18 protein-coding genes are annotated in these 18,790 nt (G+C 61.9%); 17 read left to right on the top strand and 1 reads right to left on the bottom strand.

Going from position 1 to position 18,790, the window contains the following annotated elements; genetic code table 11:
- The first annotated feature begins 63 nt into the window (after positions 1–63).
- The 7 genes from ACEXP3_RS10010 (at position 64) to ACEXP3_RS09980 (ending at position 7,061) form a co-directional block, all read left to right on the top strand.
- Entirely contained in the window at positions 64–1,062 is a 999-nt protein-coding gene (locus ACEXP3_RS10010; RefSeq protein ID WP_210106649.1) for an ABC transporter substrate-binding protein, read from the top strand.
- Between the two features lie 68 nt (positions 1,063–1,130).
- Complete coding sequence (locus ACEXP3_RS10005) at positions 1,131–1,910, top strand: ABC transporter permease (RefSeq protein WP_377297132.1); 780 nt, start codon at positions 1,131–1,133, stop codon at positions 1,908–1,910.
- A complete protein-coding gene (locus ACEXP3_RS10000) occupies positions 1,877–2,677 on the top strand; it encodes an ABC transporter ATP-binding protein (protein WP_377297131.1) in 801 nt (266 codons plus the stop codon). The genes ACEXP3_RS10005 and ACEXP3_RS10000 overlap by 34 nt, the downstream gene beginning before the upstream one ends.
- 5 nt (positions 2,678–2,682) lie before the next feature.
- Complete coding sequence (locus tag ACEXP3_RS09995) at positions 2,683–3,384, top strand: hypothetical protein (RefSeq protein WP_377297130.1); 702 nt, start codon at positions 2,683–2,685, stop codon at positions 3,382–3,384.
- A complete protein-coding gene (locus tag ACEXP3_RS09990) occupies positions 3,381–4,229 on the top strand; it encodes a fumarylacetoacetate hydrolase family protein (RefSeq protein WP_377297129.1) in 849 nt (282 codons plus the stop codon). The genes ACEXP3_RS09995 and ACEXP3_RS09990 overlap by 4 nt, the downstream gene beginning before the upstream one ends.
- A 4-nt stretch (positions 4,230–4,233) precedes the next feature.
- Positions 4,234–5,853, top strand: coding sequence for a GMC family oxidoreductase (locus tag ACEXP3_RS09985; RefSeq protein ID WP_377297128.1), 1,620 nt, complete (start codon positions 4,234–4,236; stop codon positions 5,851–5,853).
- Positions 5,850–7,061, top strand: a complete 1,212-nt coding sequence (locus ACEXP3_RS09980; protein WP_377297127.1) for an MFS transporter — start codon at positions 5,850–5,852, stop codon at positions 7,059–7,061. Before ACEXP3_RS09985 ends, ACEXP3_RS09980 begins: the two co-directional genes overlap by 4 nt.
- Before the next feature lie 113 nt (positions 7,062–7,174).
- On the opposite strand, the gene pdxA is transcribed toward ACEXP3_RS09980, so the two are convergent.
- Positions 7,175–8,188: a 4-hydroxythreonine-4-phosphate dehydrogenase PdxA gene (gene pdxA / locus ACEXP3_RS09975; RefSeq protein ID WP_377297125.1), complete on the bottom strand. Its 1,014-nt coding sequence runs from the start codon at positions 8,186–8,188 to the stop codon at positions 7,175–7,177.
- 151 nt (positions 8,189–8,339) lie between these two features.
- Between pdxA and ACEXP3_RS09970 the strand changes: the two genes are divergently transcribed.
- The 10 genes from ACEXP3_RS09970 to ACEXP3_RS09925 all read left to right on the top strand — a co-directional run bounded on the left by ACEXP3_RS09970 (position 8,340) and on the right by ACEXP3_RS09925 (position 18,777).
- Positions 8,340–9,113 carry a DeoR/GlpR family DNA-binding transcription regulator gene (locus ACEXP3_RS09970; RefSeq protein WP_377297124.1) on the top strand — a complete coding sequence of 258 codons (774 nt, stop codon included), beginning with the start codon at positions 8,340–8,342 and terminating at the stop codon, positions 9,111–9,113.
- The gene (locus tag ACEXP3_RS09965) at positions 9,106–10,179 is read left to right on the top strand and encodes a four-carbon acid sugar kinase family protein (RefSeq protein WP_377297123.1); all 1,074 of its coding nucleotides are present in this window, start codon (positions 9,106–9,108) and stop codon (positions 10,177–10,179) included. The genes ACEXP3_RS09970 and ACEXP3_RS09965 overlap by 8 nt, the downstream gene beginning before the upstream one ends.
- A 182-nt stretch (positions 10,180–10,361) precedes the next feature.
- Positions 10,362–11,921: a sugar ABC transporter ATP-binding protein gene (locus ACEXP3_RS09960; protein WP_377297122.1), complete on the top strand. Its 1,560-nt coding sequence runs from the start codon at positions 10,362–10,364 to the stop codon at positions 11,919–11,921.
- A 59-nt stretch (positions 11,922–11,980) separates the two neighbouring features.
- Positions 11,981–12,922 (top strand): ABC transporter permease, encoded by a 942-nt coding sequence (locus ACEXP3_RS09955; protein ID WP_377297121.1) that lies wholly within the window; start codon positions 11,981–11,983, stop codon positions 12,920–12,922.
- A gap of 2 nt (positions 12,923–12,924) precedes the next feature.
- On the top strand, positions 12,925–13,941 hold the full coding sequence (locus ACEXP3_RS09950; RefSeq protein WP_377297120.1) for an ABC transporter permease: 1,017 nt from the start codon (positions 12,925–12,927) through the stop codon (positions 13,939–13,941).
- A gap of 42 nt (positions 13,942–13,983) precedes the next feature.
- Complete coding sequence (locus ACEXP3_RS09945; protein ID WP_377297119.1) at positions 13,984–15,195, top strand: sugar ABC transporter substrate-binding protein; 1,212 nt, start codon at positions 13,984–13,986, stop codon at positions 15,193–15,195.
- Positions 15,196–15,331: 136 nt separating this feature from the next.
- Positions 15,332–16,351: a LacI family DNA-binding transcriptional regulator gene (locus tag ACEXP3_RS09940; RefSeq protein ID WP_377297117.1), complete on the top strand. Its 1,020-nt coding sequence runs from the start codon at positions 15,332–15,334 to the stop codon at positions 16,349–16,351.
- A complete protein-coding gene (locus ACEXP3_RS09935; RefSeq protein WP_377297116.1) occupies positions 16,351–16,896 on the top strand; it encodes a hypothetical protein in 546 nt (181 codons plus the stop codon). Before ACEXP3_RS09940 ends, ACEXP3_RS09935 begins: the two co-directional genes overlap by 1 nt.
- A 49-nt stretch (positions 16,897–16,945) precedes the next feature.
- Positions 16,946–17,836, top strand: coding sequence for an N-acyl homoserine lactonase family protein (locus ACEXP3_RS09930; RefSeq protein ID WP_377297115.1), 891 nt, complete (start codon positions 16,946–16,948; stop codon positions 17,834–17,836).
- 5 nt (positions 17,837–17,841) lie between these two features.
- Positions 17,842–18,777, top strand: a complete 936-nt coding sequence (locus ACEXP3_RS09925) for a 3-hydroxyacyl-CoA dehydrogenase (RefSeq protein ID WP_377297114.1) — start codon at positions 17,842–17,844, stop codon at positions 18,775–18,777.
- Positions 18,778–18,790: the final 13 nt, after the last annotated feature.

Here is an 18,790-nt window from a genome sequence, read left to right as displayed (position 1 = left end):
CGATGGGGGAGGTGCGCCCGCCCCCTTTGGTTGCGGAGGAGGGTGCTTACGGGAGGAATGAGCATGAGGGTAGCTCTTGGAGTTACGGCCATCGCGCTTGCCGCGATGTTTGCAGCACCCGCTGCGGCCGAGGAGCGCATTACATTCACCCTGAACTGGGTGACGGCCGGGGAGCATGCGGCCATCTATTGGGCGAAACACGCCGGCTGGTTCAAGGAAGCGGGCATCGATTTCGTCATCGAGCAGGGGCAGGGCTCGGGTGTGGCGGCGCAACGCGTCGGTGCCGGCGCATCGAACATGGGTATTGCCGATCTCGGCACGGCCATGGTGGCAAAGGGGGCCGGCGCGGATCTGACGGCGGTCATGAGCGTCTATGCCAAAACACCCTACCGGTTCTACTGGCTGGCGAGTTCGGGCATCAAGGATCTGGCGGATTTCCCCGGCCACAAATTCGGCAACCCGCCGGGCGATGCCGCCCGGGCCATGTGGCCGGCGCTCGCGGGCGTCAACAAAATGGACGCCAATTCGATCGAATGGGTGAACATCGCGGCCAATGCCAAGGCGAGTTCGATGGCTTCCGGCGCGATCCAGGGCACCACCTATTTCGCCAATTACCACCATGTGATGGCCAATGCCTTCGGCGACGACCTGCGCTGGTTCGACTGGTCGGACAAGGGGCTGAACCCCTATGGCAATTCCATCCTGGCGAATGGCACTTTCCTCAAAGCTCACAAGGAACTGGTCGGCAAGGCTGTCAAGATCCTGCAGCGCGCTTATCTTCATTGTGCCGAGAAACGCGAGGAATGCGTCGCCATCCTGCCTGAATATGCGTCCGGACTGGTGGTCAAGAACGAGCAGGCCAACTGGAACGTCACCGTCGATCTGATGGCGGATAAATTCTCCACGACGAAGGGGCTCGGCTATTTCGATCCGGATCGGGTGGCTGCCGACTACAAGCTGGTGAGCACCTATTTCAAGGTCGCGCAGCCTTTTGACCCGGCAACCTTCTATTCGAACGAGTTCATCGACCCCGCGGTCCGGATGATCGCCCCGAAACAGTGAAGGAGCACCGCTGAGCTTGACGATGCCAAGGGAGGCCTTGCTCATCGTCAGGGTCGGCGGCGACCGCCATGAGCCAATTTCTCAAAAACACAGCGGCCGGGTTCCTCCAGGATTATGGCGGAGCCGTCCTGATCCATCTGGTGCTGATCCTCATCTGGCAGCTGGTTGCCGATTATGGCGGGCTACCCCCGTATATGCTGCCGTCGCCCACGGAGATGCTCGCGACCCTTTCCGAGACCGGCAACCGGTGGGCGCAGAACGCTGTCGTCACCATGATCGAGATCGTCGGCGGCTTTGCGCTGGCCGTCGTCATCGGTGTCGCGCTGGCGCTGGTGTTCAGCTGGAGCCGGACGGCGCTCCTGCTTTTCATGCCCCTGCTGGTCTCGCTGAACATGGTTCCGAAGGTGGCGCTTGGTCCGCTCATCATCGTCTGGTTCGGTTATGGCCTGATCACCAATATGATGATCGCCTTCGCCATCTGCTTTTTCCCCGTCGTGATTACGACCGCCAAGGGGCTGTCCGAGATCGAGCCGGAACTTCTCTATCTGGCCCGGACAGTGCGGGCCTCGCGCTGGCAGATTTTCCGCAAGATCCAGTTTCCCGGAGCGCTTCCCTATATCTTCTCAGGCATGAAGGTTTCGGCCGTGCTGGCGGTGGCGGGTGCGGTGGTGGGCGAATTCATCGGCTCGGACAAGGGGTTGGGCTATCTGATGCTTCAGGTGCAGGTCAATCTCGATACGGCATCCATGTTCATGGCCGTGCTGCTGATAACGCTGATCGGTGTTGCGCTCTATGGTGCCGTGGCGCTGCTCGAATGGCTGCTGGTCAATCGCGGGGGGCAGGCATGACAGATCAACCGTTCATCCGGATATCGGGCCTGCGCAAGGTCTATGGCGAAGGCGGTGCCAAGCCCTATGTGGCCTTGTCCGATGTCACCTTGACCGTCAACGAAGGAGAGCTTCTCTCGATCGTCGGACCATCCGGCTGTGGCAAATCCACGTTGATGATGATCATTGCCGGCTTGCACAAGGCATCAGCCGGAGAGTTGCAGATCGGCACTGCGCAGGGTGATTTCGATCCACACCGGCATATCGGCATGGTGTTTCAGCAAGCATTGCTGCTGAAATGGCGCACAGTCACCGAGAACATCTTGCTGCCAGCGGAGTTTCTCGGTCTGCCAATGAAGGAAGCGCGTGAACGCGCACGCTACCTGCTCCAGCTGGTCGGGCTTTCTGAGCAGGGGGAGAAATATCCCAAGCAGCTTTCGGGCGGACAACAGCAGCGCGTGTCGATCGCGCGATCGCTCATCCACGACCCGAAACTGGTGCTGATGGACGAGCCGTTCGGCGCGCTGGATGCGCTGACGCGCGAGAAGATGAACCTCGAACTGCTGCGGATCTGGGAAGAGAGTGGCAAGACGATCCTGTTCGTGACCCACGGCATCAGTGAGGCCGTGCTGCTCGGTTCGAAGATTGCGGTCATGACGGCAGGCCCGGCTCGGCTGGCAGAGATGATTGATGTGAAGCTTCCGTACCCCCGGCGGCTTGAGATGAAGACCCACGAGGACTTTGGCGTCTATACGCGCCGGGTCTATTCGCTTCTCGGTATGGAGTGATCCTGATGACAAGATCCGATTATGGGACCGGGCTCATGGCCTTCTGGTCCGACATCGATGACGACTATCTGATGCGTTACCAGCAATGGCACAACTGCGAGCATGTGCCGGAGCGCGTTTCGACGCCCGGCTTTCGTCGCGGCCGGCGCTATCGTTGCGTGACGGGTGCCCCGCATTTCCTGATGATGTACGAGACGGAGAACCCCGGCACCCTGGCGTCGGATGCCTATATGGCCAAGCTCAACGTACCGACCCCGTGGACCAAGGAGGCGTTGACCCACTTCCGCAATCCCAATCGCGGGATCTACTCGATCGCCCATCAGGAGGGAGAGGAGGGGCCGTTCTGCGCCACCTGGATCACCGCGCTGCGCTTCACGCTCTCCGGCGAGGCTGGAGCCGATGCGGTGCGGGACTGGCTGGGCGCGATCGCGGCGGAGGCCGGCATCGGGCGCGTCCAGCTCTGGCGGGCGGATGTCGCAACCTCCGGTCTCGCGACAGCTGAACGCAAGATTTATGGTGGGTCCGCCGCCGGTGACCACCTGCTGCTGCTGATCGAATCCATGCTGCCGCACGCTGAACAGGGTGATGCGCTGCACGCTGGAGACAGGGCAGCGCCCCCGCTTGCGGCCCGCAAGGGCGAGGTCAAAGGCCAGTATTGGCTGGAGCTTTATCATCATTCCCAGGCGATTTATGGAGGCATGCAATGAAACTGGTCCGCTATGGTGAAATCGGGGCGGAACAGCCCGGCATCCTCGATAAGGACGGCCGCATTCGCAGCCTCTCGGGCCATTTGTCCGAGATAGATGGCAATGCCCTGCAGCCGGACGCGCTGGCAAGGCTCGCTGCAATCGACCATACGGAACTGCCGCTTGCGCCCGAAAATCCACACCTTGGCCCACCGCTGGCACGGCCGGGAAAACTGATCGGGATCGGGTTGAACTATTCGGACCATGCGGCGGAATCCAACCTGCCGATACCCAAGGAGCCCATCGTCTTCATGAAGGCGACATCGGCGATTGCCGGCCCTTATGACGCCGTCGTGCTGCCGGCCGATGCGATCAAGCCGGATTGGGAAGTGGAACTGGCTTTTGTCATCGGTCGAAAGGCCAAGCGCGTCACCGAAGCCGAGGCCCTCTCTCATGTCGCCGGCTACCTGATCTGCAACGACATTTCGGACCGCCACTGGCAGGCGGAACGCGAAGGACAGTGGACCAAGGGCAAAAGCCATGACGGTTTTGCACCGCTCGGGCCTTGGCTCGTGACGGCGGACGAGATTGCCGATCCGGGCCAGCTGGCAATGACACTCGACGTGAGCGGGGTCAGAAGGCAGAATGGCAGCACCAGGACGATGATCTTCGGCGTTGCCTATCTCGTCAGCTACCTGTCCCAGTTCATGACCCTTGAGCCGGGCGACGTCGTGACGACAGGAACGCCCCCGGGCGTTGGTCTTGGCATGCGCCCGCAGGTCTGGCTGAAGCATGGGGATGTGATGCGCCTGGAAATCGAAGGGCTTGGCCATCAGGAGCAGCATGTCCGCGTGGAAGGGCGTTAAGACCATGACAAGCGCCCCGCGCGATGCTGGCAGCTATGATTTTATCATCATCGGCGCGGGGTCTGCCGGCTGCGTGCTGGCCAACCGCCTGTCGGCGGATCCGCGCCGGCGCGTGCTGCTGCTCGAGGCCGGCGGCAGCGACAATCACATCTGGGTTCATGTGCCCGTCGGCTATATCTATGCCATGGGCAATCCGCGGCTCGACTGGTGCCTGAAGACGGAGGCGGAGCCCGGCTTGAACGGAAGGGCGTTGAATTATCCCCGCGGCAAGGTGCTCGGCGGCTGCTCTTCCATCAATGGCATGATCTATATGCGCGGCCAGGCGCGCGACTACGATATCTGGCGCCAGATGGGCAATGAAGGCTGGGGATGGAGCGACGTGCTGGCCTATTTCCGGCGATCGGAACGGCATCAGGGCGGCGCCGACGACATGCACGGCGACAGCGGCGAGCTCCATGTCCAGCGCCAGCGCCTGAACTGGCCGATCCTCGATGCCGTTCGGCAAGCGGCCATCGAACTGGGCATACCGGCCAACGACGATTTCAACCGCGGCGACAATGAAGGCGTGGGCTATTTTCCGGTGAACCAGCGGGACGGGATCCGCTGGAATGCGCGCAAGGCGTTCCTGGATCCGGTTCGGCGACGGCGCAATCTGACGGTGCTCCCCGATTCGGAAGTGACCGGTGTGACACTGGAGGGAACGCGCGCCACGGGCGTCACCTTCCGCAGAAACGGCGAACTTCATCACGCCAAGGCCGGAGCGGAAGTGGTGCTCAGCGCCGGCGCCGTGGGCACGCCCAAGCTGCTGGAATTGTCCGGGATCGGTGACAGCGCGTTCCTCTCCAGCCACGGCATTGATGTCCGCCATCATCTGCCGGGCGTCGGGGAAGGCTTGCAGGATCATCTTCAAATCCGCACCGTGTTTCGCATCACCGGGGCAAAGACGCTCAACGACATCAATGCGAGCTTCGCCGGGCGGCTCGGCATCGCCGCACGGTATCTCTTTGCGCGCAACGGTCCGATGGCGATGGCGCCAAGCCAGCTCGGCATCTTTACAAGATCGTCGGATCGACACGACACCGCCAATATCGAATATCACGTGCAACCGCTGTCGCTGGATGCCTTCGGTCAGCCATTGCATCGGTTTCCCGCCCTGACGGTTTCGGTCTGTAACCTGCGGCCGCGCAGTCGAGGCTCTATCCATATCCGGGACGCCGATCCGCGGTCGCCACCGGCGATCCGGCCGAACTATCTCGCCGATGCGGTCGACAGAGAGGTCGCCGTAGAGAGCATCCGTCATGCGCGGCGGTTGATGGCAACCGAGACCTTGCGAAAATACGCGCCGACCGAAATCCTGCCAGGGCCGGCCCTGGGCTCGGACGACGAACTGGCTCATGCTGCCGGCAATATCTCGACAACGATCTTTCATCCGGTCTCCACCGCACGAATGGGGCAGGATGCGATGGCGGTGGTCGACGATCGGCTGCGGGTCAGAGGGCTGCAGGGCATCAGCATTGCCGATGCCTCGATCATGCCCACTATACCGAGCGGCAATACCCATGCGCCGGTGACGATGATTGCGGAAAAGGCAGCAGACATGATCCTGCAACGGGCAGCGGAATGACAGCGTCCGGAGTGAGATGGCCGGTCGTTCTGTCGGCTTTATGCGGCGGGGCCGCAGCATCCATGCAGATCGGCAAGGCAAGCGCGGCGATACCTCTGCTGCGCAGCGAATTCGCTTTGACCCTGACCGAGGCCTCCCTCTATCTCGCCCTGTTCAGTTTGGGAGCGGCGCTGCTGGGCGTGCCTCTGGGGATCGCGGCCCGGCGGTTCGGGGTGTTGCGCGCCGGCATTCTTGGCCTTTTGCTCATTGCCGGCGCGAGCCTGACCGCGGCAATGATCGACAGTTGGCCGGTCATTCTTGCCTGCCGGGCGGTTGAATCGCTTGGCCTGCCTTTGGTGGTGACGACCATGCCGGCTCTCGTTCAGGCGGCGGCTGGTCCCGAGCGGCGCCAGTTGGTCGGCGGCATCTGGGCGGCTTGGTTACCCCTCGGTGTGGCGCTTGCTTTGTTCTTGTCCATGTCGATGGCGGGCCATGCCAGCGGGCGGCGTGACCTGTTCCTGTGGTGCGGGGTCGTGCCGCTCCTTGCAATCGGCGGGCTTCTTCTGTCCAGGCCAGCTGCGCCCGCCGCGACAAAATCTGCGCGCAGCGGCCGGCTGAAGGCGGATGTCTGGATGATGGCGGGGGCCTTTCTGCTGTTTTCAGGAGTAAACCTGATTGTGACCGGGTTCCTGCCAAGCATTGCCGAGGCGGATCTCGGCCTTGGCCAGCGATATGCTGCTCTCTATGGCGGGTTCGCGGCGTTGTTGATCATTGCCGGCAACATGCTGGCTGTCGTCTGTCTCACCCGCGGAATGTCCACCCGCCGGCTGCTGGCCCTGGGTTTCCTCGGCATGGGGTTCTGTTCCGCATTGTTCCTTCTTTCGAGCCTGCCGGTTTGGAGCCGGGTTGTCGGGGGAACAGGCTTCCAGATCTGCGTCGGCATCGTACCCGGTGTGCTCTGGGCAAAGGTTCCGCTCCTCGTGCAGCGCTCGGGCCGCAGCGCGCCTTTTATCGCCAGCCTCTACTATCAGGCCGGCGGAATCGGGCAGGTGGCGGGGCCGCTTCTCGCCGCCGCCGCCGTGGATGTCACCGGCACCTGGACAGGAAGCCTTGGCCTTATCGGGCCATGCTGTTTTCTGGGCGTTTGTTTGGCCCTGTTGCTGAAGGATCGAGAGGGCGCAGCAGCTGTGCCAGAGTTGCAAGGACGATTAAATCATCGAGGCGATTGAAACATCCTGCCCGATAGATAGGCCTGAGCGTTCAGAATATCGGGGATGGCGCATGGGCACCCCCACAGAAGCCCGACGCAAAAAGGTTCGCGGCAAACATTTCGGCGTTCCGTTCAGCGGGCAAGCTTGACGGCGTAGTCGATGGCTTCGACCAGGCTGGATGCGTGAGCGATCCCCTTGCCGGCAATGTCGAAAGCTGTTCCGTGGTCCACAGAGGTGCGGATGATTGGGAGGCCGAGCGTGATATTGACCCCGGACAATCCGACCCATTGCCCGGTCTTTGGATCGACTTGGAAGCCGAGCAGTTTGACGGGGATGTGTCCCTGGTCGTGATACATGGCGACCACCGCATCGTATTGACCGGCGCGCAGTTTGACGAAGACCGTGTCGCCCGCAACAGGACCTTCGACATCGTGCCCGCGGGCGCGCCAGCTTTCAATCACCGGGGTCGTGATGTCGATGTCATGCCGGCCGAAAGCACCACCTTCGCCGGCATGGGGGTTGAGGGCCGCGACGGCGATTCGCGGCCTTTTGATCCCCAGACTGACCAGCGCTTCATGCGTCAATTCGATCACCCGTCCGATGCGGTCGGCAGTGGCGCGGCGAGGGACGTCTTCAAGGGCGCAATGGGTGGTGACGTGGGTCACCCTGAAAGCATCATGGGCAAGCATCATCACGCCACCGCTCGACCCGGTCAGTTCGGTGAGCAGTTCCGTATGGCCGGCATAGTGATACCCGGCGAGATGCATGGCTTCCTTGTTCAGCGGTGCAGTGACGATTGCCGAAATGCGCCCAGCCAGTGCGAGCTCGACGGCGATACGGACCGCCTCGTAGGCCTGTCGGCCACCCTCGGCGCCAATGCAACCGGTTTGAACGGCGGCCGCGGCGGGCACCGGCAAGATGGCGGTGACGCTCGCGTCTTCCAGCGCATCGAGGCTTGTCACCGTCGGCACCGGCAGGTCGAGCGCCGTTCCGGTCCTGCTCAGGATCTCCGGATTTCCGACGATCAGCAGGCGCAGGCTCTCGCGTTGCAGTCTTTCAGAGAGAAATTGTGCCGCCTTGAGGCAGATTTCCGGGCCGATACCGGCGGGATCACCCATCGTGATTGCAATCGTCTTGACGGTCATCGTGGCTCCAGAGGTCAGCTTTTTCAGAACTCTACCAGAAAACACCAGGGCGGCAACCTTTTTGCACCTATTATTGGTGTTTTGTGAAGGTAGTTGACGTTTTGTGGCGCGCACCCTAGCATCGCCGCATTGCCCGACAGGAGATACCGGTATGTTTCCAGCCCAGAGACGCGCGCGCATCATCGAGCACCTGCGCCTGCAGGAGGCCGCCACTGTCCGGGATCTCAGTGAGCGAATCGGTATTTCTCTTTCCACCGTCCGCCGCGACATCGACTATCTCTGCGAAACCGGACATCTGGAGCGCACCCACGGTGGCGCGATGCTGAAACCGACGATGCGCGCCGGCTTCGAGCCCGCGCAGGATATTGCCGAGGCGATGGCCAGCGAGCAGAAACGGGCGATCGGCCGCCATGCGGCGACCTTGATAACGCCCGGGCAATCGGTGATCTTCGACAGCGGCTCGACCACGGCGGCGGCCGCCGCCGCAGCCGGCGAGCGCGACACGCCCTTCTATGCCGCAACGAACGACCTGAGGATCGGGCTTATTCTTGGCCAAAGACCGCATATCGGCGTATCGGTCGCGAGTGGGCAGGTGCGGCCGGGCTCGCCGACGCTTTACGGTGCAGGCGCGGCGGATTTCTTCTCCCGCCTGCATGCCGATATTGCCTTCATTGGCGTGCATGGCATTTTCGACACGGTGCTGACCGACACGACGCCCGAGATTGCCGATCTCAAACGCCTTGTCCTGCGCGCAGCCGATCGCATCGTGCTTCTGGCGGACAGTTCGAAATTTGAGTTGCGGGCCTTCTGCGCCTTCGGGCGTATGGCCGATATCGATCTCGTCATCACCGATAGCGGCCTTTCCGACGTCCATCGTGCAAGTATCGAGTCGGCCGGCGCGACGGTGGAAATCGCCGATGCATAGCGGTTTGCGGATTATCGCGGACGATCTGACGGGGGCGCTCGACAGTGCCTGCGCCTTCGCCTCGCCGGAGTGGCCCGTGCCGGTGGGATGGACCACACCGCCACCCTCAGGCAATCGCATGGCCATCAGCACCGAAAGCCGCCACCTCTTAGAAGCCGAGAGCATGCTTACGGTCGAAAACGTCTTCCATTTGCTGAACGAAGAGACATGCAACGCGACCCTGTGGTTCAAGAAGGTCGACAGCGTCCTGCGCGGCCATCCGGTCGGCGAAACCATTGCGCTCTATCGGGCAGGGGGATTTGATCATCTGGTTTTCGCGCCCGCTTTCCCCGATCTCGGTCGCCTCACCATCGATGGATGGCAGATGCTGCAGGAAGGCGTCGGCAACTTTCGCCGCGCCGAAGGTCCGTCCCTCGTCACAGCCTTTGCCGGGCACGGCCTTACGGCGCATCTTCTTCGCCCTCCCTATGAAATCGTTGCAAACGAAGCGCGGACCGGTGGATGCGTCTGGATTGTCGACGCGAAGACCCAGCAGGACTTGCAACAGGCTGCAGCGCGGATTGCCGGATCTCTTCCGGGTCGCGTTCTCTGGTCCGGCAGCGGCGGCCTGGCGCTCGCTCTTGCCAATGCCGGTGCACGACCGTCGATCCCGATCCCACCGATAACGACCGTCATTACGGGAACGCGGCATCCGGTCACGCTTCGCCAGCTTGAGCGTTTATCCGCCGGGCGCGATCCCCATTCGAGATTGACCATCCATTCTCCATCCGTGACAAGCACGTCGCCTGCGCAGACTGCACGACGTCTTGGTGAACTCGCAAGGTCGCTTGCCATCCCCGGGAGGGATGAGGCGGCGGTCGTGATCGGTGGCGATTCGCTGGTGACAGTGCTGGTGGCAGCTGAGGCCTGCGATCTGCTCTGCATCGGCGAGGCCGCGCGCGGCGTTCCGATCAGCCAAGTGCGTGGCGGTCGCCTCGACGGGGTAACACTCCTCACCAAATCCGGCGGTTTTGGTGGGGATGACCTTCTTGCCCATCTTTTGTCGGCATCCCGATCCGCGCCGTAGGCCCCGCGCTTGGACGGGGTTCTGCTGGAACGGGCGCACGTCCCGGCGTGCGATTGAGGCCCATCATCACTTTCCCGGAGAAAAAATAGAGACGGAGGCTTGACAGTAAAAACGCTTGTGCAAGTATGGGAACGTTCTCAGGGAACGTTTTCATTGACGACTTGAGAGCTTGGGAGGAGACATTGCTAAACATTGCTGAAGAAGCTGCCAGCCATGGCGGCGGCTCGGGTATGCTGGTGTCCAGCGGCCTGGGCAAAGCCTATGGCGCAACGGTCGCGCTCGAGAATGCCGACATCACCCTGAAGAAGGGGAGGGTGCATGCATTGGTGGGCGAAAACGGTGCCGGGAAATCCACGCTGGTGCGCATCCTGACGGGCGCTGTTCGCCCCGACAAGGGCGCGATTTATCTCGACGGCCAGCCTTATGTTCCGCATTCGGTTCTTGACGCGCGCAGACTGCAGGTGGCGACCGCGTTTCAGGAGCTCAGTCTCGTTTCCAATCTGACGGTAGCCCAGAACCTCCTGATGCCGCGTTTGCCGCGGGGCCGGCTCGGACTCGCCTCCACGCGCCTCAGCAACCAAGCCGGTGCGGCAATTCTAGAAAAACATGGGTTGTCGCGCGTCCGTCCGGATGTGCAGATTTCATCGCTGCCGCTTGCCGACCGCCAGCGGATCGAAATCGTCCGCGCGATCGAATATGCCGGCAAGGTGCTCGTCCTTGATGAGCCCACCGCGTCTCTTGCCGAAACCGACTGGCTTTTCGAGCGTATCCGCAAGGCGACGGCCAAGGGTGTTGCCGTCCTCTACATTTCGCATCGGCTGGCCGAAGTGCGGGAAGTCTGCAGTGAGGCAACCGTGCTGCGCAATGGCCGCAGCATCGCTTCCGTCGACCTCGCCAATGCAAGCGACAACGATATTTTTGAAATGATGGTTGGTCGACGGGCCCATGCCGAACGCGATGCCGCCCGCGTGGCGCCGAAGCTTGCCGGGGCCGAGCCGCGTCTCGTCGTTGATGGTTTGGCCGGCGGCGCCTTGCGCAACGTCTCCTTCGAACTGCGCCCGGGAGAAATTCTCGGCGTCGCGGCGTTGGAAGGGCAGGGGCAACGCGATCTATTTCGCATGCTGGCCGGTCTCGATAAGCCGGCGGCGGGCTCGATTACGCTCGATGGCCGGACGATTTCGCTCAGCAATCCGCGCAAGGCGCTGAAATCCGGAAGCGGCATTGCCTACCTGCCGGAAGAGCGCAAAGTCGAAGGCATTCTCGCCGGTCTTACGGCGGCCACCAATGTGGCATTGCCCGTCATGCCGCGCGTGTCCCGTCTGACGCTCATCAGTTCGTCGGCTGAACAGAAGCTGGCGCGCGAAACCGGCGAAAAGGTCGAGTTCAACAAGCGCTATCTCAATTTTGCGATTTCGGATCTCTCGGGCGGAAATCAGCAGAAGGTGCTCATTGCACGATGCCTGGCCACCGGCGCCAAGACCTTGCTGCTGTTCGACCCGACCCGTGGCGTCGATGTCGGCACCAAGCAATCGATCTACGCAGCCATCCGTGCCTTTGCCGAGGAGGGCGGCTCGGTGCTGTTCTATTCGTCGGAGCTTCCCGAAATCGTCCAGCTCGCCAGCCGCTGCATGGCCTTCTACGGCGGCCAGATTTTTGACAGCTTCGAAGGCGCGGCGATCAACGAGCAGGATATCGTCGCAGCCATGGTCGGCCATCGTGGTAAAACAGAAGAGGTGGCATGATGACGACCGTTCCCCAGACACATGCTGCCCCGCAAAGAGAACGTTCTCAGGCTATGTCCATGGTCGAGCGTCTGACGCGTGGTCCGAGCCTGATCATCTGCATCTATCTCCTGCTCTATGGGCTTTACGCCTTGCAGCAGCCCAAGGCTCTTTCCGCCTCGGCGATTGCCTCGCTGCTCAACAATTCCGTGCCGCTGGCGATTGCCGCAGCCGGCCAGACGCTGGTCGTCCTGAGCCGCGGCTTTGACCTGTCGCTCGCCGGGGTGATCTCGATCTGCAATGTCGTCCTGGCAGTCTATCCGATCGAAGGGCCGGGCGGCGCGCTGTTGTCGTTGTTGATCTGCCTGGCGATCGGCGGTTTCGTGGGCGCCGTCAACGGCTGGCTGGTCGCCTATCTGAAACTGCAGTCGATCGCTGCAACCCTTGCGGTCATGATCATTTGCCAGGGGATTGCGCTGGTCATCCTCGATGCGCCCGGTGGTCAGGTGTCCGAGTGGATCTCCTACGAAATGACGGATCGGCTGTGGCGTACAATCCCGGTGTCGGGTCTGGTGATCGCGGCCCTGGCGGTGGTCTGGGCGATTACGCTGAAAACCAATTTCGGCGCCTCGCTCTATGCCATCGGCGCGGATGAGCATGCTGCCGCGCTGTCCGGCATCAACACCCGCCGTGTTCGGCTGATCACCTTCGTCGGGGCTGGAATGATCTATGGTGTCGCGGGCTTCATGCTGAGCGCGCAGACGGCAACCGGCAATCCGACGGCCGGCACGCCGCTTCTCCTCCTGTCCTTCGCTGCCGTGGCCCTGGGGGGCACCTCACTTTCTGGCGGACGCGGCGGCGTCTTTGCCTCCATCGTGGGCGCCGCTGTCCTGATGCTCCTCCAGAAAGTTCTGTTTTCCAGTGGCGTCTCGTCTTTCTACACCGGCCTTTTCCAGGGGGTCATCCTCATTCTTGCCGTTGTCGTCAGCGGCCTGCTGACCCGCATCGGAGAAGGAAAATGACCATGACCCAGGAACAGACCCCTGAAACGCGCTTTGCACAGCAAGGCGACAGCCGCGGCAGCGCCCGTGTCAGCCGGGAAACGATCAGCGCCATTGCAGTTGCTGTTCTGTGCATGATCCTGCTCATCAGCGCCCGGTTCGTCAGCGCCTCGCTGGGCTCCTGGGCACAGGTGGAAACGGTGCTGGTCCTCAGTTCATTCCTGGTCGTTCTGTCCTTTGGCCAGGGACTGGTGATCCTGTCGGGCGGTCTTGATCTGTCGCTTCCGGCAACCATCACGCTTGGCGGCATTCTGGCGACGAGCATCGTCGGATCGGGAAATCCGGAGGCCTGGTGGCTGCTGCCGGCGATCCTCATGGTTTGTGCGGCGACCGGCATCGTCTCGGCCATCGGCATCGTCTGGTTGAACGTGCCCCCCTTCATCATGACCATGGCGATGTCGATCATCATCACCTCCGGCCTGCTCGGTTACACCATGGGCACGCCCCGCGGTGCCGCACCGGAAGCCGCAGTGGCGCTGATGAAGGAACGCCTGTTCGGCATGCCGGCGCCGGTGATCTTCCTCATTGTTTTCGTCATCCTGGGCTGGCTGTTTCAGAGCCGCTCGATCTTCGGTCGCTATCTGTATGCCGTCGGCACCAATGTCGAAGCGTCCCGCATCGCCGGAGTTCCGGTCAACCTGGCGCGCATCCTGCCTTACGCGGTCAGTGCGGCCTGTGGCGGGTTCGTCGGCATCATGCTGGTCGGCTATTCCAATGGCGCGACGCTGCGCATGGGCGACAGCTACCTGCTGCCCTCGATCGCGGCCGTCGTCATCGGCGGGTCATCGATCCTCGGAGGGCGCGGCACCTTTCTCGGGACTGTGGGCGGGGCAATCCTGCTGACGACGCTCGGCACCATCATCTCGGCCCTCGGGCTGGAATTCGGCCTTCGCACCATCATCGAAGGCTCCATCGTTCTCGTGGCCCTGCTTCTGCTGCGCGAAGAACTGTTTCAGCGGCTGCGCTCCATGCTGCGCTGAACGAACTGTCATTCACGATTATCCATTGGGAGGAGGATACCGATGAAAATGAAGAATCTCTTTGCAGCGCTTGCCGGCGTTGCCATGGCGACCGGGCTGATTGCCGGCACGGCGCAGGCTGCTGACGGCAGGAAATTCAAGATCTACTTGAGCCTCAGCTATTCCGGCAACGCCTGGCAGTCCGAAGCGGCCAACATCGTGAAGGCGCTGGCCAAGACCCCGCCTTACGACCAGACGGTTGAATTGAAGGAAGTGATCACCGGCACCGATCCGCAGGCGCAGATATCGGCGTATGAAAGCATGATCGATGACGGTGCCGCCGGCATCATCAGCTTCCCGATCTCCTCCAACGCGCTCAACCGCACCATCAAGCGCGGTTGCGACGAAGGCGTGCTGTTCTTCATGTACGATGCGACCGTGACGGAAAAATGCGCCTACAATGTCAGCTATCTTTCGTCCGGCTTCGGTGAAAATTCGGCCCAGGCGCTCGTCAATGCGCTTGGCGGCAAGGGCAAGATCTTCCTGTCGCGCGGCGTGCCCGGCAACTCGGTCGATCAGCGCCACACCGATGGCGCCATGAGCGTCTTCAAGAAGTATCCCGGCATCCAGGTCGTTTCGGAATATTACTCCTATTGGGACGACCGCACGACCCAGCAGGAAACCGCCAAGGCTCTCACGGCCCATCCTGACGTCAACGGCATCTGGGCGCAGGCCGGCGAATATGGTGCGATCCAGGCGCTGCTCGACCGTGGGGGCGATCTCGTTGCAATGACCGGCGAAAACTCCAATGGTTTTCGTCTGGCACTTGCTGATCCCGCGATGCAGAAAAAGGGCCTGAAGGGTGTCTCTGCCGGCTCCCCGCCAGCGCAGTCCGGCTATGCGTTCAAGCTGATGATGGAAATTCTCACCAAAAAGCGCACCATGAAGCCGATGAACATCGAATATCCGTTGCCATGGGTGCCGGCCGACAAGGTGAAGGTGTGCCAGGGCGATAAGTTCGAGAATGGCTGCAATGTCTTCTCGGAAAAGCGTGTTCCGTCGTCCTTCGTGACGGAAGTGCTCAACCCCGACCTGCTGCCGGAACTCAACATCGACTCTGCGCTGAACGGGACGCCGGTTGCCGGTGCAACCATCCAGCCGCTTCCGGCCGACGTGAAACAGGCCGCAAACGAGCCGGGGATCAATTGCAATAATTGCCAACCGGCGGCGGATCAATACAAGTTGACGAAGGTCGAAGCGACGGTAAAGCCCTGAAATGACCATGACAGTGTGGGAGCCCGCCCCGATCCGGGCTCCCACACCGGCAGGACCGGTTTTGCTGTGGCCTCAAACGGAGAACCCGGCGGAGATGAATGTGGTGAGCGAACAGAAACGAGCAACGAAGAGGAAGGTGACGGTCAAGGACCTGGCCCGCGACCTCGGCATGTCGGTTTCGACGGTGTCGCGCGCCTTTTATCCGGATGCCGTGATCGCCTCCGAAACGCGACGCCTGGTTCTCGAAAGGGCGACCACGATCGGCTATCGGCCAAACCCTTTTGCCCAGAGCCTCATCACCAAGAAGACCCAGATTGCCGGCATGGTCGTATCCGACCTGACCAACCCCTTCTATCCCGAAGTGATGACCCGGCTGACGGCGATGCTGCAGGGTGTCGGAATGAATGTCATGCTTGCCTGTGCCGAACAGCCGGACCGGATCGACGAGGCAGTGGAACTGCTTTTGACCTACCAGCCTGATCTCATGATCGTGCTTGCCACCAATCTCGATTCCCACGCCCAGGAGAAATGCGAAAGCGCTGGGGCGCCCTGCATCTTCTTCAACCGCCTGGCGGCCAATGGTGGTGGCTTCGGCGTTACCTGCGACAATAGCGAGGGCGGCCGCAACGCGGCCGACCACCTGATTGATCTCGGACACCGCGACCTTCTGTATGTTTCGGCCTTTCCGGGTGCCTCTACGAATGTCGAGCGCCAGAAGGGGTTCTGCGAACGGGCTGTGGAGCGCGGATTGCCGCGGCCGCAGATTATCGAGGCGGGCCGCTTCTCCTATGAGGCCGGCTATGCGGCAGGACTGGGCGTCGCCCAGTTGCAGCGCAAGCCTGACGGTGTTTTCTGCGCCAACGACATCGTGGCGATCGGCTTTATCGAAGGCGTCGAGGAACGGCTCGGGCTTCGGGTACCCGACGACATATCGGTCGTCGGTTTCGACAACATTTCGATGGCCGCGTGGCCCTCGCATCGACTGACCACGGTGGCGCAGCCACTGGAGGAGATGATGGAGGCGACCGTGGCGCTGGCACGCCAGCTTGCGGGCAATGGCGACGCGGACAAACGCGTGCTGCGCATTGCGCCCGGCAGGCTCGTGGTGCGCAATACCACCCGCAACCGTCTGAGACATGAGGAAGGAGGAGCCTGATGACGAACGACCTTTTCATGCGGCTGGCGACAGTCCACAAGCCGGACTGCGTGGCGATTGCCGAAGGGCCCGCGCCCGAGCCGGTCGCCGACCCCGCAACGCTTGCCGTCACGCTCGGCTCGGATGCCTTGGCGCGCTATGCCGGAGACTGCCAACCGATCTACGAAAACCTGCGCCGCGTCATCGGGCAGATTTCCGGTCTGATGATTCTCGCCCGCCTGACCGGGCACATCGAGGTTGCCGATCTGCCGGAACTTGCCGCCTGCCAGGCACGCTGGAACGATGCCGACGAGCGAACGGCTGCCCTTGCGGCGCCTCAGGCTGCCCAGCCCCATCGCGAGCAACTTGTCGCCGCATGCCTATTTTCAGGTCTGGCACTGAAAACGTTCTCAGCCCTGGGGCAGAGGGCTGACAACGACGCGGCCTTTGACCGGATGGTCGGGCTGACAAAGCGGGCCTACGCCCATCTTTCGGCGGCAAGCACAGAGAAGGCCGGCCTGAACATGGTCGATTTCACCCATGCCTGCTGCAGTTGCAGGCATTGAACCGCCGGACGAGGACCGGCGACATGAGGAATTCAAACGGGAGGACAACATGGCTGATTATTCTATCTGGGTTTGCGAATATTCCTTCGTGCCGAACTACCACAAGAGCGGTGTGCTCTACGGTGCGCACAACCAGGGTTATGTGAAGCTGCCCTATTGCTACGTCGTCATCAAAGGCCGCGATCATATCGCGATGGTCGATGTCGGATATAACGACAAGGCTTACGGCAAGACGCTTGCTGACCGCTTCGCAGTCGAGAATTGGCGCAGCCCGGCGACGGTGCTGGCTGAGATCGGCGTGAAGCCGGAGGACGTTGATACCTGCTTCATCACCCATGCGCATTTCGACCATTTCGGCAATGTCGAGGATTTCCCGAAAGCCAAGTTCTACATCCAAGAGCGCGAGATTTCGAAATGGGTCTGGGCCATGTCGCTGCCCGACCGGCTGCGCTGGATGATGGTCGCCGTTGATCCGGGCGATATCGTACGCGGTGTCGAGCTTGCCCAGCAAAAGCGGCTGACGACGGTGAACGGTTCGGTCACCGACGTGCTGCCCGGCATTGATCTGCATGCCGCCGACGACAGCCATACCTGGGGCTCGATGTGGGTCACCGTTCGCAATGACGGCAAGACCCAGTCTGAGGATCCGTGGGTGCTGGCGGGCGACCTCGTCTATGTCTTCGAAAACATCAGGGGGCCGGGCGCTGCCGTCGGCGAGAAGGAAATTTACGTGCCGGTGGGCCTTGCGGTCGGCAGCCAGACGAACCTCGTTCTGGCGACCGAAGAGATGATGAAACAGGCGGGATATGACGCCCATCGCGTCATTCCTGTCCACGAGGAGCGGCTGCGCGATACCTTCCCGTCACGCATCACCAAGGAAGGCCTGCGGATCACCGAGATCTGCCTGGCTGATGGCGAAACCTCACGAGTCGCGGGGTGACGCATATGAAGAAGACCGTTGCGGTTGTTGGGGCCGGCCTCGTCGGCTCCGGTTGGGGAATAGTGTTTGCAAGAGCCAACTATCATACCCGGTTGTTTGATCCTTCGGCCTCTGTGCGCGACGGCATCCTTCCCTGGGCTGAACGCAGTCTCGGCGATTTGGCAGAGGCCGGGCTCATCGAAAATCCGGCCGATGTGCTCTCCCGCCTGACCGTGACGGATACGCTTGAGGAGGCTCTGGATGGAGCCTCTTATATTCAGGAATCTGTCTTCGAAACGGTGGAAGCCAAAACGAAGGTGAGCCTTGCGATCGATGCGGTGATGCAGCCGAGCGCGGTCGTCGGCTCTTCCTCTTCAGGCATTCCGGCCTCACGGTTTACCGAAGGCTGCCGCAACCGTGGCCGGTTTCTCATCGCCCATCCGGTCAATCCGCCGCATCTGGTACCGGTGGTCGAACTGGTGCCGGCTCCCTGGACCGATGCCGATGCAACGATTGCAGCGCGCGATCTGATGCAGGCGGTCGGGCAGGCGCCGGTGACACTCACGCGCGAGATCGACGGTTTCATCCTCAACCGCCTGCAGGGCGCCTTGCTGATGGAAGCCTGGGCGCTTTATCACGACGGCTATGCGAGCCTTGCCGATATCGACGCGACCATTTCTCATGGTCTTGGCCTTCGGTGGAGCTTCATGGGGCCGTTCGAAACGATCGATCTCAATGCGCCGGGTGGCATCTCCGATTACGCGTCGCGTCTCGGCCCCATGTATGCCGGGCAGGTCCGTCATCCGCCGCCGGGGCCCTGGGCCGCAGAGACAGTTGCCCGCGCTGAAACAGAGAGGCGCGCAGCGATCGCCGCCGGTGACCTTGCCAGGCGCCGCGACTGGCGGGACCGCATGCTGACCAGACTTGCTGCCTTCAAGAAGGATGCCGGCCTCGGCACCTGAATTCCCTTGCCCA

Source organism: Neorhizobium fuzhouense, assembly GCF_042611105.1.
Lineage (GTDB): Bacteria > Pseudomonadota > Alphaproteobacteria > Rhizobiales > Rhizobiaceae > Neorhizobium > Neorhizobium galegae_A.
Note: the sequence above shows the minus strand (reverse complement) of the source record. Positions and strands in the feature narration are given on the sequence as shown.

Excerpts from the sequence above, each read along its gene's own strand:
- ACEXP3_RS09985 (WP_377297128.1), top strand. The coding sequence starts at position 4,234 with ATGACAAGCGCCCCGCGCGATGCTGGCAGCTATGATTTTATCATCATC.
- ACEXP3_RS09990 (WP_377297129.1), top strand. The coding sequence starts at position 3,381 with ATGAAACTGGTCCGCTATGGTGAAATCGGGGCGGAACAGCCCGGCATC.
- ACEXP3_RS09925 (WP_377297114.1), top strand. The coding sequence starts at position 17,842 with ATGAAGAAGACCGTTGCGGTTGTTGGGGCCGGCCTCGTCGGCTCCGGT.
- ACEXP3_RS09970 (WP_377297124.1), top strand. The coding sequence starts at position 8,340 with ATGTTTCCAGCCCAGAGACGCGCGCGCATCATCGAGCACCTGCGCCTG.
- ACEXP3_RS09995 (WP_377297130.1), top strand. The coding sequence starts at position 2,683 with ATGACAAGATCCGATTATGGGACCGGGCTCATGGCCTTCTGGTCCGAC.
- ACEXP3_RS10005 (WP_377297132.1), top strand. The coding sequence starts at position 1,131 with ATGAGCCAATTTCTCAAAAACACAGCGGCCGGGTTCCTCCAGGATTAT.
- ACEXP3_RS09950 (WP_377297120.1), top strand. The coding sequence starts at position 12,925 with ATGACCCAGGAACAGACCCCTGAAACGCGCTTTGCACAGCAAGGCGAC.
- ACEXP3_RS09955 (WP_377297121.1), top strand. The coding sequence starts at position 11,981 with ATGGTCGAGCGTCTGACGCGTGGTCCGAGCCTGATCATCTGCATCTAT.
- ACEXP3_RS10010 (WP_210106649.1), top strand. The coding sequence starts at position 64 with ATGAGGGTAGCTCTTGGAGTTACGGCCATCGCGCTTGCCGCGATGTTT.
- ACEXP3_RS10000 (WP_377297131.1), top strand. The coding sequence starts at position 1,877 with ATGGCTGCTGGTCAATCGCGGGGGGCAGGCATGACAGATCAACCGTTC.
- ACEXP3_RS09945 (WP_377297119.1), top strand. The coding sequence starts at position 13,984 with ATGAAAATGAAGAATCTCTTTGCAGCGCTTGCCGGCGTTGCCATGGCG.
- ACEXP3_RS09930 (WP_377297115.1), top strand. The coding sequence starts at position 16,946 with ATGGCTGATTATTCTATCTGGGTTTGCGAATATTCCTTCGTGCCGAAC.
- ACEXP3_RS09935 (WP_377297116.1), top strand. The coding sequence starts at position 16,351 with ATGACGAACGACCTTTTCATGCGGCTGGCGACAGTCCACAAGCCGGAC.
- ACEXP3_RS09965 (WP_377297123.1), top strand. The coding sequence starts at position 9,106 with ATGCATAGCGGTTTGCGGATTATCGCGGACGATCTGACGGGGGCGCTC.
- pdxA (WP_377297125.1), bottom strand. The coding sequence starts at position 8,188 with ATGACCGTCAAGACGATTGCAATCACGATGGGTGATCCCGCCGGTATC.
- ACEXP3_RS09980 (WP_377297127.1), top strand. The coding sequence starts at position 5,850 with ATGACAGCGTCCGGAGTGAGATGGCCGGTCGTTCTGTCGGCTTTATGC.